Annotated in this window: 17 protein-coding genes and 1 pseudogene; 6 read left to right on the forward strand and 12 right to left on the reverse strand. The window is 59.4% G+C overall.

Going from position 1 to position 17813, the window contains the following annotated elements:
- Positions 1-48: 48 nt before the first annotated feature.
- From AC0L16_RS00410 to AC0L16_RS00420, 3 genes are all read right to left on the reverse strand, one after another.
- The gene (locus tag AC0L16_RS00410; RefSeq protein WP_473618405.1) at positions 49-864 is read right to left on the reverse strand and encodes a glycosyltransferase family 2 protein; all 816 of its coding nucleotides are present in this window, start codon (positions 862-864) and stop codon (positions 49-51) included.
- Positions 865-973: 109 nt separating this feature from the next.
- Positions 974-2143: a glycosyltransferase family 4 protein gene (locus AC0L16_RS00415; RefSeq protein WP_473618406.1), complete on the reverse strand. Its 1170-nt coding sequence runs from the start codon at positions 2141-2143 to the stop codon at positions 974-976.
- A gap of 111 nt (positions 2144-2254) precedes the next feature.
- Positions 2255-2872 (reverse strand): sulfotransferase domain-containing protein, encoded by a 618-nt coding sequence (locus tag AC0L16_RS00420; RefSeq protein ID WP_167378820.1) that lies wholly within the window; start codon positions 2870-2872, stop codon positions 2255-2257.
- Positions 2873-3185: 313 nt separating this feature from the next.
- Between AC0L16_RS00420 and AC0L16_RS00425 the strand changes: the two genes are divergently transcribed.
- Positions 3186-4106: a sulfotransferase family 2 domain-containing protein gene (locus tag AC0L16_RS00425; protein ID WP_473618407.1), complete on the forward strand. Its 921-nt coding sequence runs from the start codon at positions 3186-3188 to the stop codon at positions 4104-4106.
- 18 nt (positions 4107-4124) lie between these two features.
- Here the strand turns inward: AC0L16_RS00425 and AC0L16_RS00430 are convergent, their stop codons facing one another.
- The 3 genes from AC0L16_RS00430 to AC0L16_RS00440 all read right to left on the reverse strand — a co-directional run bounded on the left by AC0L16_RS00430 (position 4125) and on the right by AC0L16_RS00440 (position 5970).
- The gene (locus tag AC0L16_RS00430; protein ID WP_473618408.1) at positions 4125-4700 is read right to left on the reverse strand and encodes a sulfotransferase family protein; all 576 of its coding nucleotides are present in this window, start codon (positions 4698-4700) and stop codon (positions 4125-4127) included.
- 107 nt (positions 4701-4807) lie between these two features.
- Positions 4808-5572 (reverse strand): sulfotransferase domain-containing protein, encoded by a 765-nt coding sequence (locus tag AC0L16_RS00435; protein ID WP_473618409.1) that lies wholly within the window; start codon positions 5570-5572, stop codon positions 4808-4810.
- 38 nt (positions 5573-5610) lie between these two features.
- Positions 5611-5970 (reverse strand): hypothetical protein, encoded by a 360-nt coding sequence (locus tag AC0L16_RS00440; RefSeq protein ID WP_473618410.1) that lies wholly within the window; start codon positions 5968-5970, stop codon positions 5611-5613.
- 21 nt (positions 5971-5991) lie between these two features.
- Between AC0L16_RS00440 and AC0L16_RS00445 the strand changes: the two genes are divergently transcribed.
- Entirely contained in the window at positions 5992-6726 is a 735-nt protein-coding gene (locus AC0L16_RS00445; RefSeq protein ID WP_473618411.1) for a hypothetical protein, read from the forward strand.
- A 116-nt stretch (positions 6727-6842) separates the two neighbouring features.
- Here the strand turns inward: AC0L16_RS00445 and AC0L16_RS00450 are convergent, their stop codons facing one another.
- The 5 genes from AC0L16_RS00450 to AC0L16_RS00470 all read right to left on the reverse strand — a co-directional run bounded on the left by AC0L16_RS00450 (position 6843) and on the right by AC0L16_RS00470 (position 13492).
- Positions 6843-7757: a glycosyltransferase family 9 protein gene (locus AC0L16_RS00450; protein ID WP_143744667.1), complete on the reverse strand. Its 915-nt coding sequence runs from the start codon at positions 7755-7757 to the stop codon at positions 6843-6845.
- A 247-nt stretch (positions 7758-8004) separates the two neighbouring features.
- The gene (locus tag AC0L16_RS00455; RefSeq protein ID WP_143744668.1) at positions 8005-9192 is read right to left on the reverse strand and encodes a glycosyltransferase family 9 protein; all 1188 of its coding nucleotides are present in this window, start codon (positions 9190-9192) and stop codon (positions 8005-8007) included.
- Positions 9193-9200: 8 nt separating this feature from the next.
- Entirely contained in the window at positions 9201-10379 is a 1179-nt protein-coding gene (locus AC0L16_RS00460) for a glycosyltransferase family 9 protein (RefSeq protein ID WP_077381145.1), read from the reverse strand.
- Positions 10380-10385: 6 nt separating this feature from the next.
- Entirely contained in the window at positions 10386-12191 is a 1806-nt protein-coding gene (locus AC0L16_RS00465; protein WP_077381146.1) for an ABC transporter ATP-binding protein, read from the reverse strand.
- Between the two features lie 674 nt (positions 12192-12865).
- The gene (locus AC0L16_RS00470; protein ID WP_473618412.1) at positions 12866-13492 is read right to left on the reverse strand and encodes a transglutaminase-like cysteine peptidase; all 627 of its coding nucleotides are present in this window, start codon (positions 13490-13492) and stop codon (positions 12866-12868) included.
- Between the two features lie 426 nt (positions 13493-13918).
- Between AC0L16_RS00470 and AC0L16_RS00475 the strand changes: the two genes are divergently transcribed.
- On the forward strand, positions 13919-14278 hold the full coding sequence (locus AC0L16_RS00475) for a hypothetical protein (protein WP_473618413.1): 360 nt from the start codon (positions 13919-13921) through the stop codon (positions 14276-14278).
- A 197-nt stretch (positions 14279-14475) separates the two neighbouring features.
- Here the strand turns inward: AC0L16_RS00475 and AC0L16_RS00480 are convergent, their stop codons facing one another.
- Entirely contained in the window at positions 14476-14907 is a 432-nt protein-coding gene (locus AC0L16_RS00480; protein ID WP_473618414.1) for a PIN domain-containing protein, read from the reverse strand.
- A 109-nt stretch (positions 14908-15016) separates the two neighbouring features.
- On the opposite strand from AC0L16_RS00480, the pseudogene AC0L16_RS00485 reads away from it, so the two are divergent.
- The 3 genes and pseudogenes from AC0L16_RS00485 to AC0L16_RS00495 all read left to right on the forward strand — a co-directional run.
- Positions 15017-15370 (forward strand): annotated as a pseudogene (locus tag AC0L16_RS00485) (ATP-binding protein); the annotation flags it as partial.
- Positions 15371-15582: 212 nt separating this feature from the next.
- Complete coding sequence (locus AC0L16_RS00490) at positions 15583-16173, forward strand: flavodoxin family protein (RefSeq protein WP_473618415.1); 591 nt, start codon at positions 15583-15585, stop codon at positions 16171-16173.
- Positions 16174-17007: 834 nt separating this feature from the next.
- Complete coding sequence (locus AC0L16_RS00495) at positions 17008-17781, forward strand: SDR family NAD(P)-dependent oxidoreductase (RefSeq protein WP_473618759.1); 774 nt, start codon at positions 17008-17010, stop codon at positions 17779-17781.
- Positions 17782-17813: the final 32 nt, after the last annotated feature.

Consider the following 17813-nt stretch of genomic DNA (forward strand, 5'->3'; position numbering starts at 1 on the left):
GTCATACACTAACTGTCTGGCAACAGCACGGCAACAATGGCGCGGAAATTAGCCAGGGCGATTTCTGAAGCCCGCGGATTTGCCCTTCACCCCTGCCCGGCTTTCTTCGGCGCTTCTCGACTTGCCGCCCAACGCGACAAGCGCCCATTTCTGATAAGTGTAGCCGGCCGAATAAGCGGCGACCATCGCACCGGTCGAACCGTCCAGAAACCCCAGCCTGAAGACATAGCTGTTCATATAAGCCCAGACCGAGCGCAAAACCGCCTTGCTGATCGAGCTTTTTTTCCCCTCGGCAAGCATCCGCGCGGCGGACGCTTGCGCGTATCGGCCGATCTTGTCATGCGCGTCCGCCAGGTCGGCGATCGAGTCATGCTCCATGGGATGGGACAATCGCGAGACCTTGCCATTCACCACCACCTTCTCATGCACGGTGTCGTTGGTGAAGCGGCCGGACTGGCGACGGAAGAGCCTGAGCACCAGATCGGGCGACCAGCCACCATGGCGGACAATGCGCCCACAAAAGCGCGATCGTCTTGGTATTTCGAAGCCGTCACAGCCTTTCGGGTTGGCGATGGCGGCCCTGATTTCCGCGACCAGCGGCAGCTCGACCCATTCGTCGGCATCAAGCGAAAGGACCCAATCGCCCGTCGCCGCGGCGAGGGCGCGGTTTTTCTGCGCGCCGAAACCCGGCCAATCGAGGGTGATCAGGACCTTGGCCCCGAGCCCACTGGCGATGTCCCTGGTTTGATCGGTGCTGTTATTGTCGAGGACGACGATCTCGTCGGCAAAATCTACCGACCGAAGGCAACGTGCAATGCACGCCCCCTCATTGCGGCTGATGATGACGACTGAGAGCGCCGGCACGGTCAGATGGTTCCGCCGTCAAAACTGCGACTGTTGTTCAAATGAAACTGTTCCCCCGGACCTGTTGGCACTCCGGTGATACTAACGGATTCAGAAAATATGTCGAAAATCATTTCAGGTCGAGACTTTCGTAGAGCGCTATCATTCTCCTGATCATCACGTTGAAATCGTAGTGTTCGGCTGCCGCCCTGACCCTGGCCGCAGTCTCAGGCCGTGACGACAGTTGCAGCGCGCGGGCAAGCCCGGCGGCGAGCTCGTTTACGCTGGCTGTGTCGCAAACAAGCGCCGGCTCGAAGCGATCGACAAGCTCGCGCGCCCCACACCTGGTGCTGACCACGGCGGGCAAGCCACTGGCCATGGCTTCGATCACGACTGTGCCGAATGGATCATAGATGGAAGGCAGCACGGCAATGTCGGCGGCGCCGTACCATGGCAGCGTATCTTTTTGCGGCCCCAGCATGCGAAGCCTTGCACCAAGACCAAGCCTGTCACCAGCCCGCTGGAAGGTATCGGCGCGCGAATCGTGGCCAATGACCCATAACTCCGGCTCACCATCGAGCATTGCGACGGACTTCATCAAGGCAAGAAGTCCTTTTCGCGCAAAACCCGAGCCTACGAAGAGAACGACCGGCCTGTCATCGTTGACGCCAAGCCGTGAGCGGACCGCGGCCCGATGCCGTTGACGCAACTGCAGGTTGAAGCGGTCCAAGTCGACCCCGTTGGGAATGTGGTGCACGCGTTCGGCCGGATAGTCGTAGTGACGGACAACGTCCTCGGCCACCATTTTCGAAATGGCAATCACCGCTTTAAGCCGTGGGCTGGCATAGGTCGCGCGCTCGAGGCGCAGCGTCTGGCGGTGAAACGGACTCAGCGCCATCGCTGCCCTGCCAAGCCGCGTCTCGAAACGCCGTCGCTCGGCAAGATAGGCGGCATGGACGCCTTCCCCGGCCCGGAAGACGTCGCAGCACGGAAGGCGATCGTTGCTCTGCACCAGGGCCGGCGGCATTTCGGCGATCTTGCGGCAGACGGCTCGTGCAAAGGACGTCGCCCGCAGGTAGCGGGGAAAGCGGCGGCCGGCGCACTGGATGAACTCTATGCCTTCGTGTCGCGGCCAGTCGCCTGACAGCACGGCCACCGGCCGTTGACGCGCGGCGAACGCCGCCATGATGTTTTCCAGCATGATCTCGCCTCCGCCAAAGGGCGCGTAGCGCTGGCGCACGAACAGGATAGGCGTCTTCGGGTCAGCTTGAACCCGTTGATCATGCCGTGACAAACCCATGCGATCTCGATACGCCCTTTTGCATTCCGGAACTGGCGAATTTGATCAGTCGCGCACATGAGCGCACTTTGACCAGTTTGGCTATCCGCGCGCTGCTGGAGTAAAGACTATTCATTTATAGGAAGATACACCATAACTTTCCATGACCTTTTCGCAGTATAAAATTTCTTCTTCGGTAAGATAATCCTTATACCCGCCAACTAGGCCGCGTCTAACTTTAAAGCTATCGGAATCGGTTGCGTCTGCTGTTCTTAAGCGATGCCCATAGCGCTCGTCGTATTGCCCCGAGGACTCCTTGCTTTTCATGGAGTCAAATCGACCGGCGTCAATTGCTTTCCCAATTTTGTCCTCGTCTGGTTCTACTTTCAACCATTTTGCGATTCGTCTAAGCTCGGAGACGGCATCGCTGTGGAGCGTTTCGTAGCGTGTGATCAACACATCATCCCTTTCGCTTATTGCCGCCAGCCACATTGCGTTGAAGCGGAGGGTCCTCTCGATACCAAACCGTGGGTCTCGTACAAAGCTTGACAAATCGCCTTGGAATAAGTCGCGCCATGCTTCGCGTTTGGTGACGTGAAAATATCCGGAAATCGTTGTGTCGATCGGATTGCGATGCAAAAAAAGCAAGGGCCGTTTTCCCAAAAAAGCTTCGGCCGAGCGGAAAGATTTGCTGTGAAACGCGCTGCCGCCGTGGCTATAATCAAGGCAGACCTCAAGCTGGTCAAGCATGACTCTTAACCACGTCCGCCCTGACTTTGGGTAGGAAATGCAAAGGCCCAAATTACTGGAGTTTTCTTGTGCCTTCGGCCTGAGCCACCGCAGTAATTTCATGATCACCTCGCAAACACCCTATCAGTTGCCGGCTGCTAAGGACCCGGCTTCCGGGCCTTATGACATGACGGGTGATCTCGATCAAACTTAGCCAATGAGCAACCACATATTTTGTCGCGCCTCGTCCGTAAGCGCTTTCCAATCATGGCGGCGGGTGTTGCTTGCGGTTTTCCCACTGGTGAGGCATTTAGAAATCAACAGGAAACAGCGGATGAATACCAGCACCCCCCACCTCTCGTATGAGATTCCCGTCCCGAAATCGAAGCAGGCTCGTGGATTGAGGAGAATCGAGCGCCAGTTGAGGCCCAAGCTGCGGTCGCTCCGGTGGCGGGTTGTCGAGCAGGTTTTGAGCTGGCGCAATCCCGAGGCGCTGGCATTCTACCGCAGGGCGATGGAAACCGCATATCTGCCGGACGACCTGATCGACGTGGTGCCGCAACTCAAAATCCTGTACCTCGCCATGCCGAAGGCGGCGAGCAGCCGCATCCGAAGCAACCTTGCAGCCATGATCGGAAACGACACCGTGTCGGCTTGGCGCAGCGACCAAAACTGGAAGGTGCACAACCGAAAGGCGTCGAACTTGCAGGCGCCTCGTCATGGCGTCGTGCAGTTCCATCGCATGGCCACAAGTCCCGACGCCTTGCGGTTCACCTTCGTTCGCAATCCCTATACAAGGCTGTTGTCGTGCTGGGCCGACCAATACCGCGACCGTCCTCTTGTGCCTGGTTACGGCAGGGTGGAGGTCTATCTGGCCCACCGCGAAAGGGCTGATCCGGCACTGCCTGTCGGTGCTGACAAGAGCCTGTCCTTTGCAGATTTCGTCGCCTTTGCCTGCACGACGTCCACATGGCGCATCGACAAGCATTGGCAGAGCCAAAGCGACATCGTCGACCTCCCAGGCGTTGCGTTCGACCTTATTGGCAAGACCGAAACTTTCGCAAAGGATTTCGAACGGGTTCTCGATCATGTCGATGCGAGCGACGAGGTGCGACGCGCGGCGATGCCACCTCTGCACACCTCCTCGCGCCGCAGGCTTGCGGACTATTTCACGCCAGAACTGGCTGACACCATCTATCGTGCGTATGAGCGCGACTTCGATCAGTTTGGCTATCCGCGCGCGCTTCCAGCGTAAAGCGGTCGCGCCGCTGTCTCAAAGATATCCGAACGCCTGCATCAGGGGCTTCCCACGCCCCTCGGTAAGCTCCATCAATTCCTGCTGACCCAGTTCGCTCTTCCAGCGGCCGCGGCCATCATAGATTGGCTGGTTCACCTGCTGGTTGCGCAACGCTGCATGTTGGGGTTGCGCATCAAGTGTGAACCATCGTTGCGGGCTCCGATGATAGTCGAGCAAACTCTGGTCGAACGACAATCCCAGGAAGATGCAGATCTTTTCGACGGTTGCTTCCGGGTCATCGACAAGATCTTCGTAGCGGTAAATCAGGACGTCCGTGCTGCCGCGCTCGGCAAGCACCATTGTGTTGTCCGAAATCCAGCGATCCAGGCTCTCAGTCGCATCGCCAAGCCGCCTGGTCAGCGATGCAACGGTATCGCGCCCATCGCGTACCGGCATCACGAACTTCGCGCCCGGCACCAGGCGTCGTATCCGGTCGACACGCCTGATATGACGCGGTGTCTTTTCAAGCAGCACCGACTTGCCCGCCCCAATGGCCGCCCGTTTCAGCTTCGAGTAGCGATACAGCGCAAGTGGAGCCCATTTGAAAAACACGTTGGTTTCTTCGAATGGCAAAAAGACATCGGCATGCGAAGCAAGAATCGTCGCTATCAGCGTGGTGCCGCTATGTCCGCATCCGCAGACAAAGCCTTTGCATCGGATCAATTCACACCTGCCCTGTCGTCGGCATAAGATATGCCATGCCGCTGAAAGGCTTCATCGAGCCGCCTCCAGTAATCGAGCCGCGCAAGCACGTCGTCACAGAAGGCTACGTCGTCCGCGCTGAGGTAGTCCAAATAACCACCGACCTTACCCTTTCGAACCTTGAAGCTTTCCGGGTCGTCAGGATCGCGCGGTTGCAATCTCCCGCCGTAGCGCGCACCCAGTTCTCCTGAGATTTCAGATTGCTGCATTTGTTTGAACGATCTGCTGACAGCAACATCGGCAAGCTGGGACTCGTCAAAAGATCTTCCCAAAAATTTTCCGATGCTGCGCAATGCGTCGTTTGTATCCCGCTGCACATCTTCATAGCGCAGAAGCGCAATCTTTCGCATGTGAGTTGCGGCTGCGAACCACTGCAGATTGAAAAGCGCGATCTTCTCGACACCGTGCTTGGGGCTTCTTATACAATCGCCGATCGGACCTGCTTCCAGCCCATGGCGTTTGTTGACCTGGAAATATCCTGACACCGCAGTGTCGCGGGGGTCTCGCGTCAGGAACAGAATCCGTTGCCGTTTATAGCGGGATTTGTCGGCGCTGATCTGCGTAATGTCACGCAGATCCTTGTGGTCGGAACCGTCATGCGTGTAGGCCGCATCAACGCCCAGATCGTCAAGCATTACGCGCAGCCAGGTCCGCCCGGACTTGGGGAATGAGACGACAAGCAGCGACGGCTTTCTTGCAAAAAAGTTGGACAACAAACTCAACGTGCGAACTCCGATTGCGGGCATTTTGATCGAGCAGATCAGCGATTGTAAATATCGATTAGGGCATTGGCGATCCGTTGCGAAGCCGGCACCTCTGGATCGATCGACAGATTGGCATTGAGGAAGTCCCGGCTTTGCTCAAAATAGGTCGGCCTTGACCTGACCGCAGCGCGGATATCCTCGACGAGGTCATGCCCCGACAATGTTGGTTTGAAGGCGCCCATGGGCCTGTCGAACTCGACCATGGGCGAAACGAGCGGAAACAGCACCACCGGAATGCCGCAGGCGACTGCTTCGTAAACAGTCGTGCTTGGGCGCGTTACGAGCGCCAGAGCGTCCGGGAGCAGCTGTGCGAAATCCAGGGGCGATTTGTTCGGCACATCGACTTTTGCGAACATCGTAGGGTGGACGCTAACGACATGGGCAAGGCCGAGTTTCGCACATGCGGCTGCCACGGCTTCAATCGCCCGGCGATCTGCGGGGTTCTCGATATCCCCCTTGAAGTTGATCAGCACAAAAAGCCCTTCGTCGTGCCTGGCGCCAGCGCTCCCGACGGCACGCTCAATGACCGGGGAACCGACAACATATGTCGGCTGTCGTCTTTGCTGCAGCGCCGCTGGTCCCATCGACAGGATGTAGTCAGCTCTCACAAATCGATGCGGCTGCAGCAGTCGCGCACCTCCGATGAGCCCGACCACACGGACCATGCCGAAGTTGATGGAATCGATGAATCGCCTAAAGAATTGTGGCGCATAGTCATTTCCAGTCACCAGCATGTCGCCGGGCCTGATCATCCGCTCGAGTTCGGCAAAGCCGATATGCGACATTTTCCGGGCGTCGAGTTCAGGTCGTGCTACGCCGCCGCGTTTCAATCCATCAAGATGCGCGAACACGCATCGGATGCCGCGATCAGCCAGAATTTCTGCCGCGTCGGCCAGCAGACGAACATTGTTGCGGTTGTGTGGGACGAAGTAGACGGTCCTTGTCGCTGCCCTGCCGCGAGCGTAGATACGCCCACGCTTCAACAGATTTCCTGGATGCACAAGCCGATACGCCGCGAGGAGCCGCTGCACGACGCCTTCGCTGACAGGAGAAGCCGCCTTGTTTCCCAACCTACCCAAAGATATGCATCGCCTCTTATCCGTGAAATTTAGAACGGCCGCCCGCCGGGTAGTTTACAATCCCCCCGCCGTCAAGAAAGGCGCTTGACCACTCCGCCGGTTGTGAGTTGCCTTTCACACTCGCGATCGCGATGCCTTGCATGGTGGATTCAAATAGCGCTGATGAGTAAGCCCATGTGGTTTTGTGCGTCTTCCATCACCGCGGCCCAAGGCCGTTCCCGTTTCGAGACAAGCACGGCGGAAGGATAGTAGGGCGTGCGATCGCCCTCGACCGGCCAGGAGCGTTTGAAACCGTCACCAAGAATAAAGACCGACGGGATGCCGAGCGCGCCCGCCAGATGCGCCCCGGTATTGCTGATGGTTACCACGGCGTCCATCGCGGCCACTTGCGCCGCGAAAAGGTCCATATCGACGAGTTGGTCGATTGACCCGTCATGCAGGATACGCGCGAGCCCGCCATCGGTCAGGATCTTCAGGTCAGACTCGACCTGGCCATATTGCAGCGAAACGAACCGGAGGTCCGGACGACTGATAAGCCCGCGCCATGCCGTAAGTGGCGGCAGGTCCTTGCCAGGATTGGAGCTGCCCCATGCGACGCCGACCAACGGCCGTTCGTCCTTCCGATAGCGGGCGCGAAGTTCAGCGACCCGCGCCGGATCCGGCTTCAGGGGAACGAAATGCTCCCGGATCGTGGTCTCATCGGTCTCGAACACGGCAGTCAGATGCTGAACGCCCGCAAAGGCCTGGGCCTCGCCATAGGCGGCCTTGTTCCCGGGACCGACCGCTCGCACATCGGCCGCGGGAAATGTCCGCTGAAAGAGCGGCACCAAGCGGTGCTCGACCAGGACGATCAAACGAGCAGCCCGGGCGAGCGCACGGCCGACGGAACTCGCATGATGGATCGCGGTGGCCAGACCCTGCTTTTCGGTCTCCATCAGATCGACGAGGAGGACCTGGCCCGAGATATCCTGGCCGAGCCATTCGCCGCTGACGCGGCCTTCAACAATATGGCGCCGGGCGATCTTGAGCTCGGCCGCCGGGCCGTACGCGCCCATGCGCATCAACGCCTTGCTAAGCTCGTCGAGCAGGTGAACCTCGCCCCTCGACTTCGCGATCGACCCAAGAGCCAGGGCTTTCGGCAGCGCGGCCGACCAATCGCGCGCCTCGATGCTTCGCCGATAATCCGCCATCTGGTCGGCAATGTCGCCATCACGCCAGCGAAGGAAAAGCTGCCGCCGGTGGCGTCGGAACCAGACCTTATATTTGTAGCCTGCAAGCGCGACAACGCCGCGGAACCGGCGAAGGAGTTGGCTACCGGCCATCACCAACTCCACCGACGATTTGCATAACCCGTCCGCCTGCTTCCTGCATTGCGGACGCCCATTCCTGGCCGCCCTTTCGAACCAGTCGAACGGTTGGATATGTGGCTACTGTGTCGCCGAAGGCAGGCCACGACAGCCGAAACCCATCGTCGAGCATGACGACAGTCGGAACGCCAAGCGCTCCCGCCAGATTGGCGCCGGTATTGCTGATCGTCACCACCGCATCGAGTGCTGCGATTTGCGCGGCAAAGCGGTCCATATCCGACAGTTGGTCGACGGAAGCGTCATGGATGATGCGTCCCGGCGCCCAGCGTTCGAATTCGGCGAGCGCTGGGCCGACATCGCCATATTGCAAACTGATGAGACGTCCCGGCAGATTGCCGAGCAGCGCCCGCCAATCATCCAGAGCCGGCAAATCCTTGCTCTTGTTCAGGCTTCCCCAGGCGAAGCCGATCAGAGGCCCCGAGCCACGATTGAGATAGGTGCTGCGTAGCTCGGCTACCAGCCGCCGGTCCGGCTCCAACGGAATGAATGGCGCGCGCGCTGTCGGCTCATCCGGCCAGAAGAACTTCGCCAATGTCTCGAAACTGGCGAAGACATCGGCGTCGACCGCCGCCACCTCCCCTTCTCCCTCTAGCCTGACATCGAGCGCAGGATATGTTCGGCGATAAAGTGGCGCGAGTCGCGGCTCGACCAAGACGGTGCATCGGTTGGCAGTTGCGACCACCGGGCCAAGCAGCGACGCGAACTGGAAGAAGATTGCAAGATCGCCTTCGCGCCGCTCGACGGCAAGCTTGCAATCTGCAAGATCACCGCCATCCCATTCGGGCCGGCCGGGTACTTGCTTGCTCGACGCGATCAACTGCCAGGCACGATTCCCGCCGCCGAGGCGTCTCAGTCCACGCCCGGCTTTCTTGACAAGCCCGGGATCGCCAAGCTGCTCACCGAGCAGGCCGAGTGCCAGCGCATGATCCCGGGCCGCATGCCAGTCACGCCGCTCGACACTCTGCGCCATCAGGCTGACATGCCGTTCGACGCTTTCTTCAGCATGGCGCGAGGGACGCCTAAAAAACTTTTTCGCCCGATCGAGAACCTTCTTCAGCCCCTTGCCGTCAACGCCTTGCGGGCGCAGGTCGGCGGCTTTCGCCTTTTCAAGGATGGATCGTCTGTTCGGCACGGCGACCCTCAACTATCGCTAGACAGCGTCGAACGCGCCGTCAAAATCGACGAGAGCCGGCGGCCGACGTCGTCGAGCACCACCGGCCACGCACGGCCTTCCTTGCGAATGACGACGCCGTTAGGATACCATGGCGTTCGATCGCCAATCACTGGCCACGCCGTCTGAAAATTGTCATCGATCAGGAAAACGGTCGGAACACCGAGTGCTCCAGACAGATGGGCCGCCGTATTGCTGATCGTTACGATGGCATCGAGCGCGGCGATCTGCGCGGCAAAACGCTCCATATCAACCATCTGGTCGACACTGTCGTCATAGATAAGCCGCGCGTCATTGCCGTTGCGCAGGCGCCGCAGCGCCGGCTTGATCTGTCCATACTGGAGGGAAACGAATGTCGCGCGTGTCTGGGCGATGAACCGTGCCCATTCGGGGAAATCGGGCACGTCCTTGGTGTGTGATTTGCTGCCCCAGGAAAGACCCACCAGTGGCAGATCCGTCATCGAGCGATAGCGCTTGCGGAATGTCTCGACGAGTTCAGGATCAGCTCGCAGCGGCACGAAATCGGCGGCAAGGCTTTCGGCATCGCGGCCGAAAACCCAGGCGAGATTTTCGAAGGTCGCAAATTTGTCGCCTACGACATTCTGCTGCGCTGGGACCACGGTCGCATTCGGGAACGTCCGCTGCACAAGTGATACGAGCCGAGGCTCGACCCGAATGGTCGCGCTTTGCGCACATGCAGCGGCGGCGCCGGCCAGTCGCGCATGACGGATAACCCGGCCAAGACTGCGAGGGTCATCCTCTACAAGATCGATCAGCAGTGTATCCGAACCGAGGTCTTCTCCAGTCCACTCATTGGCACCTTTCCCTTTTCGTTGCCGGCGAGCGGAAAGCCGAAGCTCGGCCGCGCGCGCGAAGTTGCCCAGCCGTTCGAATGCCTGGCCCGCCTTCTGCATCATTTCAGGGTCGCGGGCACGATCGGCCATGATGGCCATTTCATTGGTACTTGCTTCAAGCCCTGTCCAGTCCCTGCGCGCGATCAGCGCGTCGGCCCTGGCCTGCTGCTCAAGAACGGAACGAGGTTTGGAGCCGGTAAACAGCCTCCGCACGGCCTTTGTGTATCGGCGCAACTGCAGGCCCAATCCTCCAATCACGTACCGGATATAGGAACCGTGGTAAAAGCTGGTCATCGGCCTTCAGCGCAATACGCTCTGACGCAGCTTTTTGCCGCCCTCGACGCGCGGGGCGGACGCTTCCAGATGGAAGATCGAGCGATAGATTTCGCTGCGCCCGGCAAGCTCGTCATGAGTCCCGGAGTCCGCGAGCAAGCCTGCGTCGAATACGAGGATGCGATCGGCCGCCTTGATGGTTGAAAGCCTGTGCGCAATGCAGATCACCGTGCGCTGAAATGCATCGTCGAAGGCTGCCTCCATGACGGCCCGCTCGTTTTCGCCGTCGAGCGCCGATGTTGCTTCATCATAGACAATCACGGGAGCATTTTTGAGCAGGGCGCGTGCGATGGCAACGCGTTGTTTCTGCCCGCCCGACAGATTGGTACCGCTCGGCCCGACAAGCGTATCGAGCCCGTTTTCCAGGTTAGAGGCAAAGCTGGTGACCCGGGCGAGGTCCGCCGCGGCCTCGATCTCCCGATCGGTGGCGTTCGGGCGTCCGTCACGAATGTTGTCACGGATCGAGCCTTCGAACAGGAAGACGTCCTGTGACACCAGTGCGATATTGTCGCGAACGTCGGACAGGCTGATCTTCGAAATATCCTTTCCGTCGAGGAGAATCCTGCCCTTGTCCGGCTCCATCAGGCGCAGGACAAGATTGACGATGGTTGTCTTGCCGGCGCCGGAGCGGCCGACGATCGCCAGCTTCTCACGAGGTCGCACCGCGAAGGAAACACCGTGCAGCGCCGGGCTGTTGCCGCCATAGGTGAAGGCGACATCTTCAAAACGGATGCTGCCCTCGACATCGGTGAGATGCTCGCCCGCAGTTGCGAGTTGTCGCTGTTCGGGGGTATCGATCAAATCATACATCTGCTCGACGGCCACCATTTGCTTCTGGATGTCGACATTGACCCGAGCCAACCGCTTGGCGGGCTCATAGGCAAGCAGAAAGGCGGTTATGAAGGCCATGAATTCGCCAGGCGTCTTGCCGTTGCCGAGCGTCTGCCAACTGGCATAAATGACGAAAAGCCCGATGATCACGCCGCCGCCGGTCTCCATCAATGGACTCATCAACGCTGATGTCCGGTTGATCTGGATGCCGCGCCTTTCCATCTTGCGGACGGCCTTTGCGAAGCTGGCGGCAGCCTTGTCTTCGAGTTGGAATGACTTGATTGTGCGGATACCTTCGACGGCTTCCGTGCCGATCGACTGGACCAATGCAGCCAACTCCGTCTCGCCCCTTGCCAGCGCCTTGAGCTTCCTGGTTATGACGCCCACCGATAGGAACAGCAGCGGTAGAACCGCCACGGATACCAGCGACATCACCGGATCCTGCTTGACCATGACGCTTGCCAGACCAATCAGCGTCAGCACATCGGAAACGGTGCTGCTCGTGAGGGTGAGAATAACGGCGGCCCCGGCGCGCGCGTTGAACATGATCTTGGAGACGAACTTCGCCGGATGCTGGTTGGCGAAGCGGCTGATGTCGAACCGCACCATTCGGGAAAACTGGCGGTTTTGAAGGTCCGAAACGATAGCCCGGCGAATCTTCCCCGTCGTAATAGTCTGGCAGTAGGCGGCGATCCCCTTGATCAGGAAAATGCCGATAATCACGGCGCTGATACCCGTTGCGGCGGCGGCGTTCCGATCCACATAGATGGAATTGACCATGACACTCATGATCCAAGCCGCTGCGGCGGTCGCCGCCGCAGCGGCGATCGAACACAGCAAACCGGCGACATACAGCTTTATGTGCGGCGGCAGGTTCTCAATGATCAGGCGCTTGACCAGCGGGTATGCCAGGGCCGCTGAAATTCGTTTCTTTGCGCTCATTCCGTTTCCCGATGCGATGTATCGTTTTCTGACGACCCTCGCTGCTGCCGATCCATGAAAATTCTCTCGACGCCGTCACACATGCGCCAAACTAATATCTGACGTCTGACTTCGTTCGAAGTTATAGTCAATCTTGAATCCTCCTGATTGCTGCTAGCGGCGAAGCGGACTACGTGTCAGGCATTGCTGTGGGCGGCCACCTATTATGATCATGGAGCGATAGTGACATTCCTAGAGCGAGTTCGACGAAAGTACCTTCGGCTCCGCCACCAACTCGGATACGTTAAACCGATCCGGTTGATGGCATCGAACAAATCAAACAAGAAGTATGATAAATTTGTCAGTTCTGGCACCATTACAATCCAAAAAACCTCAATATTCACTTCTGACGATATATTCTTCACGATGGGGAGTTGCTTCGCGCAGGAAATTCGACGTGCCTTGACAAGCAGACAGATCGCGTGTGTTCCGTCTTACAGAAATATCAACTTCGACCCCGCGCAGGCCATTGTAGATGAGTTGCCTATGCCTGGAATGGAACTCCCATGGAGTGCGACTCAAGATCACGGGTCACTTGCTCGGCCGGTCCGGAAACAGACGCGGAGCCGGGCATCCCTGGCCGTTCTTCGGCATGGCGCCCGGCCAAGCGTTGTCGATCCGCTAATTCGGGAGATTCAGTCGACTGCCCCGACCAGAACATCGGGGTGTTCAATTATCGCGACCCAGCGCCCGGTATGCGTAGACGACTGCCTCTTTATAAATCGATATCCAGTTGCCGACCAAGGCTTCACATCGTCGTTAAGGTTGTCGAGCACGTAGTCGCCTCTGTCGGTCTTGACGGTCAGCACCGCGTGCCCCTCGCCGTCCTGTTTCCTGACGACGGTGATCAGAAGGTTCGACAGCGATATGCCCTGCTGCCTGAGCAACCGGCGCTTAAGCAGGACATAGTCCTCGCAGTCGCCGAGCGCGCCATCAGGATAGGACCAGAACTCCATCATGCCGTGAACGTCCAAATCGCTCGCCGGCCTGATCGATCTGTTCACCAGCTTGTTGACGGAGGCGAGCTTGCCTTCCATGCCCGCGGACAGAATGACTGGAGCGCTGATGCCTGATCGAATTGCGCACTCCGCGGCCCGCCGTCTGCAGAATTCGATGTAGCCGACAGGGACGGAGGTTGGCTGCCCGGTGGCCATGGCGCCAGGCACGACGTCGGCCGAGGCCTTCTGCATCGGCGTCGCGGACATCATCAAGCCTATCAGTAGGCCGGCACACAGCCATGCCCGCGGTACCACCAATCCCATTCGCCCCGCCCCTGAGGTAACGACCCGAAACAATCTTTAATACCGCGTTACCATCTTTTCCCAGGCGCATCAACACAGCCGCCGCACAATTTAGAGCGACAGTCGCGAACCACCTGACGGTGGGCGCCGCGCGGTCGCCCAATCAGCAAATTGTGCGTTCACCCCATCAGGGGAATTGTCCCGCGCTTTTACGCCATCGGCGGTCTTCGGCAGCGCCGCTTGCCGGACCTGATGACGACGCCGACAGGTACTTGACTGCGCCAACGCCGACAGGCGGCCGAAAAAAATTGTAGCCAAATTTGTCGAAGTCCCAGAGCCACGGGCCCTCGCATGGATTCTCATACATTCGGATACACTTCGATAGCACTCGGGCAAACCTCTGCGACAGGCGTAGCCTAGTTTCATCCGTGAGCAGGAAGCCTCGTCATGGTGACGAGACAGAGAGCCGACGAGATTTCGGAGCCGACGGGATTTCGCAAGCAGGAGTCAATTCCGCGCGAGCCGCCGTTGGCGGGCCTGCTCATTATTGAAAGGAAAACTACGATGAACAAACTTGTAACCGCTATCGCCCTCCTCGCACTGTCGACAGGCGTCTCGCTCGCTGCCAATCAAAACCCGGATCGCGACCCGACCCGCGGCTTCTCTACTGGCGTCGACAACAGCGGAATCACCCTGGATACCAGTCACACGGCTTCCTTGCCTCAACCGGTGGCAGCTCCGAAAGAAGAACAGCCACAGCCCGGCGAGGTCCTTAAGGGTCGTGCGCCATGGGCGGGCAGCCGTTGATAGGCTGAACTTTTCTTCCCATGCAAAACTGTCCAATCACCCCGCATTCAGCGGGGGTGGTTGGACAAGGGCGCTAGAAAGCCTGCCGTCAGTCCTGAATGAGCCAGATCCGACGGGTCAGAACTCCCACGGAGAGAACAACTTGAGACCAGTCGTGCCGAAGTCACCCAAATTCCGCGTCGCCAAACCGCCGCCATTCATCTTTCGCAGCAATCATGCCGTAGGGAGCCGACATTACCCCGCGGCGCAATAATGTCAGATTTTTCGATGAGGGTGACAACTGGCAGGCTCTCGAAATGCTTGTCACAAGTCAGGAGCGTCGCGTCATGCGCCCGAGCGGTCGCGAAAATGATCGCATCTGCGGCCGCCAATTTGTGCTTCCGGCAGGCTTCGGCGGCTGCTAGGGCGATCTCCGTGTCAAGCGGGACCACCTTACAGACCTGCGTAAAGGCGATGGTCTGATCGGCTTTGTTTTCGCCTACTTCGCGAGTGAGCCATTTTGCGAGTTCCAACTGTACCATGGTCGGAACGAGCCAGTCGGCTCGCTCGGGCAGATGCTCGGCCACCTGCTCTCCAGTCGTGGAGCCTATCAGCCATTCGATCCAAGCCGAGGTATCGACGAGCACCATCAGACACGGTCCGACCGGTCGCGATATTCCGTCGCCGAAGCGCCCTTCGCCAGTCCCTTCAGCGCTTCCCGCTTCGGCACAGGGACGAGTAGCACGCCCGTTCCCTTCGGGTGCCCGCGGCTGCTTCTTCAATGTCGTCGATCTGGTCAACAAGCTCGAGGCTGAGACCCGAGCCGGCCGGCAGGGACGCATGGCCGATTATCTCGGGCGCAAAGACTTCGTCGTGCTCGATGAACTTGGCTATCTGCCATTCGCCCAGTCCGGTGGCCAACTGCTATTCCACCTGGTCAGCCGCCTCTACGAGCAGACCTCGGTCATCGTCACCACCAACCTGACCTTCGGGGAATGGCCCTTGGTCTTCGGTGACGCCAAGATGACCACCGCGCTCCTCGACCGGCTCACTCACCACTGCGATATCGTCGAGACCGGCAACGAGAGCTGGCGCTTCAAGAACCGCGCCTGAACCCCAACCCGCTGAACCGCCGAGGTGCGCAACCCCGAGCAGCCTCGACGGATCGGATCAGCTCACCGACCTTAGGGGGTCAATATTGTGATCCGGAAAATTCAAAGGTAAAGAGCGAGTATCGTCGACTTTGAAGCCATCGGTGGGGATACTCAAAACTTCGCCCCGTGCCATTCGGTATCGAGCGGTCACGCCTTACTAGGGATCCTCACATGGACAAAGCGACGACCATCATTGGAATAGACTGCAGCCCACGCGCGTCCAGTAACTCAGCGCGGATGCTCGGCGAGGTTCTTCGCTCGCTCGAGAGAGATCGGCGGGTGAAGGTCGTGGAACAGGTGCGTCTGGCCGATGAGCGTATCGACTGTCTCGGGTGCGAGCAGTGTTATCAAACGTTCGGATACCACGGCGACGGGATCGATCGTGTTCTGTCACTGATGAAAGAGTCGGACATGATTCTGATGGCTACTCCCACCTGCTTCGGAATGCCGCCGGCCCTGGGCGTCGTCTTGCTCGACAGATCGGATCCCCTGTGGCGCGACGGACAACAGCTCAAAGGAAAACTCGGAGCGGTCATCGTCAACGGCGCCACCGATCCCGCGGACGATCCGAGTGTGCGCCTATGCGCGGACAACATGATCAAGTTTTTCGAACAGCACGAGATGCCCTGCGTCCAGCCGGTCCATCTGGGGGGAACGCTCGCGTATCCCGAGCAACGGTTTCCGGACCCGCTCCCCGCCGGGACGATGGGCGTTCTCGAGCAATTGGCTGACGAGATCCGGCAGTGGGTCGGGAGCAGGTGATACCGGCACATCTCTTGCCTCCTCGCGTGGTGAGACACGAGGGGCCCAAACATGACCAATCTTCCCACCCGACTTTCGGAACACCTGAGTCTCGGCCGGTTACCGCTTTGCGTCCTGAAATCGCAAGAGCTCCTCGTGCTCGGCGCGGGTATTCAATCGGCGGTGGAGCAACTATCTTCCCAGCCCGATACCGCATGTTCGTTCGGAGTGTACGGTAGGCAGGGAAGTAAACGGGTGTCACTGGCGGAATTACTCGCCCCGGGTGCCGACGAATGGTGGGCCGGGCCGATCGAGTTCGAGCGCCTCGCCGATGATCACGCGGCGCCGTTGTCGTATCCCACGAACGGCCTCTTTCTCGTCACGGTCGAAACGGAGCCGGTGGCGCTTCTCGTTCGGCACGACGATGACGAGCACCCGTTTCTTCTGCGGCTCGAAATCGCCTGTCGTTCCGTCGGTCACGCGGACCGAATCCTCGCGCAACTCACGAATGCGTCGCGCGAACGGCTTCGATCGTCTCCGTGCGCGATGTCCATCACGCCCGGGCCGTCGAAGGGCTTTATCTCCCGAGTCGTTTCGTCACCTGTCTCCGACCCGAACAGCTCTTCCTTTCGGCAGACCTCACCGAGCGGCTTCGTGATTTCGTCGCGCCTGAACCCCAACCCGCTGAACCGCCCAGGTGCGCAACCCCGAGCAGCCTCGACGGATCGGATCAGTTCACCGACCTTAGGGTTGCGACCGCCCCCCGCAATACGCAACATGTATAGACAACCGGCCGCAACTGGTGTTCGTTTCCAATCCGACCGCATGTGTTTTTCGGGAATGCAGGAAACCGCCATGGACGCCGCTCGCCTGTTCGACTTGACGGGAAAAAAGGCGCTGGTGACGGGCGCCAGCCGCGGCATCGGCCAGGCCATGGCGGAGGCGCTCTCGGCGGCCGGTGCCGATGTGGCGGTGACCGCCCGCGACGAAAATTCCCTTCGTGAGACGGCGGACCGAATTGGCGCACACAGGCGAAGGTCGCTTTGCCGGTCTCTGGACGTGCTCGACACCGATCGCATCCGCGTGGTGGTCGAAGAGGTGGCGGATGCCTTTGGTGGGCTCGACATCCTGGTCAACAACGCCGGCTACGAAAAAGTCCAGCCCTCGCTCGACGTCGACGAGGCGGTATGGGACAGCATCGTATCGACCAATCTGAAGGGCGCCTTCTTCTGCGCGCAGGCTGCGGCGCGGCGGATGGCTGCCGACAAGAGTGGTGGCGCGATCATCAATCTGTGCTCGCTGACCTCTTATGTCGGCATTCCGACCGCGGTACCCTACGGCTCGTCCAAGTCCGGGCTTCTGGGCATGACCCGCGCACTCGCCGCGGAATGGGCATCGCTCGGCATCCGCGTCAACGCCATCGCTCCGGGGTATTTCCATACGGCGATGACGGATGTCTTTTATCAGGATCCCGACTGGCAGACGGCGATGCTGGCCAAGATCCCGCAGCGGCGCTTCGGCACGATGCAGGATCTGGCCGGAGCTGTCGTGTTTTTGGCGAGCGGGGCATCCGCCTATGTCACCGGGCATTGCCTTCCGGTGGACGGCGGCTATCTCGCATCCATCTGAGCGACTGAGATGCGGAGCAACGAGGACTGTGT

The sequence above is a fragment of the Mesorhizobium sp. WSM4848 genome (genome assembly GCF_055811375.1).